2 protein-coding genes are annotated in these 3272 nt (G+C 49.4%); both read right to left on the bottom strand.

From position 1 onward, the window contains the following. Positions 1–210: 210 nt before the first annotated feature. Positions 211–1641 carry a glycosyltransferase family 1 protein gene (locus tag RMO35_RS05360; protein ID WP_309739103.1) on the bottom strand — a complete coding sequence of 477 codons (1431 nt, stop codon included), beginning with the start codon at positions 1639–1641 and terminating at the stop codon, positions 211–213. A 402-nt stretch (positions 1642–2043) separates the two neighbouring features. After that, a complete protein-coding gene (locus RMO35_RS05355) occupies positions 2044–3126 on the bottom strand; it encodes a glycosyltransferase family 4 protein (protein WP_309739101.1) in 1083 nt (360 codons plus the stop codon). Between the last annotated feature and the right edge of the window lie 146 nt (positions 3127–3272).

Genomic DNA, 3272 nt, shown 5'->3' with positions numbered 1-3272 from the left:
ACCGCAGTCTCAATAAATAAATAACCCCACCACTCAAGCGTTTTTATAAAAACTCACCAGTATTCACTTTCTTTTTTGGCTTTCTTGTGTTTTTTTTTTGGGGGGGAAACCCCCTAAAAAAAACGCCGCTAAACCCTCGGGGAACCCGAGGAGCGCGAATCGCTATCCACTAAAACACCAGTAACTTTGTGCCGATGCAAGATGTGAATATTAGGACGCCTTGACCGCTTGCTTGGGTAGGAGTGTAGAAGTTGCGCTCGAACCGCGTGCTACTCCCGGACTCAATAACGATTGTGCTAACAGCCGACGATAGAGATCGCTGAGTTGAATCGCGACACCCGTCCAACTGAAGTTTTGGTGTACTCGTGCTGAGGCTTGCTTGCGGATTTTCCGCGCCCAGATATCATCGGTCAAAATCCGCCCGATCGCGTGGGCAAATTTGCTAACATCATGAGGTGGTACTAATAGTCCGGTTTCCTCAGAGATGACGGTAAATTTCAAACCGCCAACCTCCGAAGCTACTACTGGCGTACCGCAAGCCATTGCTTCGATCGCGACTAAGCCAAAGGGTTCGTAGTGACTGGGGATAACGCAGACATCGGCAGCGGTATAGTACAGTGCTAACCGATCGTGTCCGACCATGCCCACAAAGTCCGTCGTCGTAGCTAAGTCTAATTCGGCTACGATATCTTCGATCCGGCGGCGCTCGACACCATCAGCCTCATTGGGGTCGCTACCACCGACGACTAATAATTTTAAGTGTTGAGGATCGATTTCTTCGCCTTGTTCTAAGTGCGATCGCAACTCACCAGTAGCCCGGATTAGGGTTTCAATCCCTTTGCGTTTGTCAAAGCGACCGACATATAGGACGACTTTCTGCTTAGCACTAATACCCAACTGCTTGCGGGCTTCAGATTTGGAAATGGGGCGGAAGGTACTCACGTCGGTACCACAAGGAATAATATCAATGCTACCAATTTTGGATACGAGCGCCTCTAGATCGTCAGATTCTTGGGGGCTAGTGGCAACGATCGAATGCGCCTGTTCGAGCAGGTCTTTTTCAACAGCCAGACGCGTTTGGGCGATTTCGGGGATCTCCGTTACCGACTGATACTTAACGGCTCCGAGCGAGTGATAGGTATGAATCAGTTGCAGATTTTGGCTGCGCTGGAGTTGGAGTCCGACCCACCCCGACATCCAATAATTAGTATGGGCTAAGGGATAGCTCATCCCTTCTTTTTGCTGGAACTTCTGAAAAGCTGCCACGAATTCGGGCATGTATTGGAACATTTCATCTCGCGGAATATAAGCTTCCGGCCCTGCTGTCAACCGAATGGTGCGACAATGCGGCGAGTGCTGGACGATCGTCGCATCATCGGGACTGCTCTTGCGCGTAAACATATCTACTTGCCAACCCAATTTGGCTAATGCCTCGCCAACTTGCCGAACGTAGACATTTTGACCGCCAGCAGCATCTTTACCGATTTCGGCTGCTGGATCGCCATGCTCGGAGATTAACGCGATCGCTTGACGAGTCGGGATTTGCATCCGTGCGGAAGCAAATGGTTGATGTGGCTGCATCACTGGTGAGTTACTGACTGGTGGGTTAATAGTGGTTGTGGGGAATTTTCCGGTTGACATATCTGCACCTCAGTAAAAATTGACATTAATTTAACTTGAGTCTTTCGTACCAGCAGTTACGCTAAGTAACCGTCAGTTCTGGATCGAAGGAACGGTATCCCAATATGTCTAAAACGACCGGGACACCTTGTCTGGATCGGTTGGTAACGATCGCACAGAGGTTTCCAAGGGGTTAGCAGCTCCTATCCCAAACTGACGTTAATTATGATGTAACTGCGATTTTCACGATGAAAATCTTGGGGATTGACTATGGGAATTCGGGCTGGAGTACCTACTTTACAAGTTGTACCTACTGGAGACTCGGGTGAGTCTTTACTCGTCGCTCATAACTCGGCGATCGTCTGGACTGGGGTGGCAGCAACGAGCGAGGATGTTATTCGCTCGTTGCTAGCGGGCGACACTTCAGCTTATCCCAGCGACCTGGTGCTGACCGGAGCGATGCCCATTACTCGCGAATTTTTCAGCTAAGATCTGCTCGTAAACAGCTTCATAGCCTGCGACCATTTGCTCGATGCCAAATCGCTGAGCGACGTACTCCCGACAGGCAAGTCTAGAAATCTGCGGGATGTTGGCAACAGCCGCGATGCACTCATCGAGCGTATCGCAGATGAATCCGCTGACGCCATCGGCGACCACTTCAGGCACCGAGCCGAGATTCATCGCGATTACTGGCGTACCTGCTGCCATTGATTCGATCGTTACCAGCCCGAAAGGTTCGCGCCAGGTGATCGGAAATAGCGTCGCTACCGCTCTGCCCATCAACTCATTTTTCATAAAGTGATCGGCTTCACCCAAGAATTGGATGAACTCGCCATCGATATGCGGCTTAATGATGTCCTCAAAGTATTCCACATCGACCGGATCGACTTTCCCCGCCATTTTCAACGGTATGCCCGTCGCTTTGGCAATCTCGATCGCATGATGCGGCCCTTTTTCAACCGAAATCCTGCCGAGAAATGCTAAATACGCTGGCTCGTCAGCAACGGGGAAAAAATGATGGGTACTGACATCGATGCTGTTGTAAACAGTCGCGACATGATTTAGTCCCAGTCGTTCTTCCCGTTGAGCATTAGAAATACTGACAAATGGCTGCGCCTTGGCATGAACGAACATTTTTTCGTTGTCTGGAGTGAAAATTCCATGCAGTGTATGAACGGTCGGTGTTTTGGTCAATTTGCTGTAAGGCAATGCCGCACAGCCCATGTGTGAGTGGATCAAATCGAAATCCCCCGCTCGTTCGTACACCTGCGCTAACTGGAGCATTTCGTAAATGCCGCATTCTTTAATTTTTGAATCCAATCGCAATGCTTGGGGATGAACCGACTCCAGTTTAGCTGATGTAATCGAGTCTCCCGATGCGAACAAAGTCACATCATGCCCCCTGGCAACCAACTCATCTGTTAATAATCCAACTACCAATTCTATCCCACCATATGCTGGCGGGGGGACTCGTTCCCACAAAGGTGCAATTTGAGCAATTTTCATTATAGTTCTCCTGGAACATATGATGTCACTAGCGATCGGCTATACAAAATCCGCTTGGTTTAGCACGATTAAGTGTCGCCGTTTCAGCAGTCAAACCGAACTGTCGCTCGCTAGTAATTCACGAAAAATATCTTAAATAAGCTTGC

The sequence above is a fragment of the Chamaesiphon sp. OTE_20_metabat_361 genome (genome assembly GCF_031364565.1).
The sequence above is the reverse complement of the archived record's forward strand: the minus strand, read 5'-3'. Positions and strand labels throughout refer to the sequence as shown.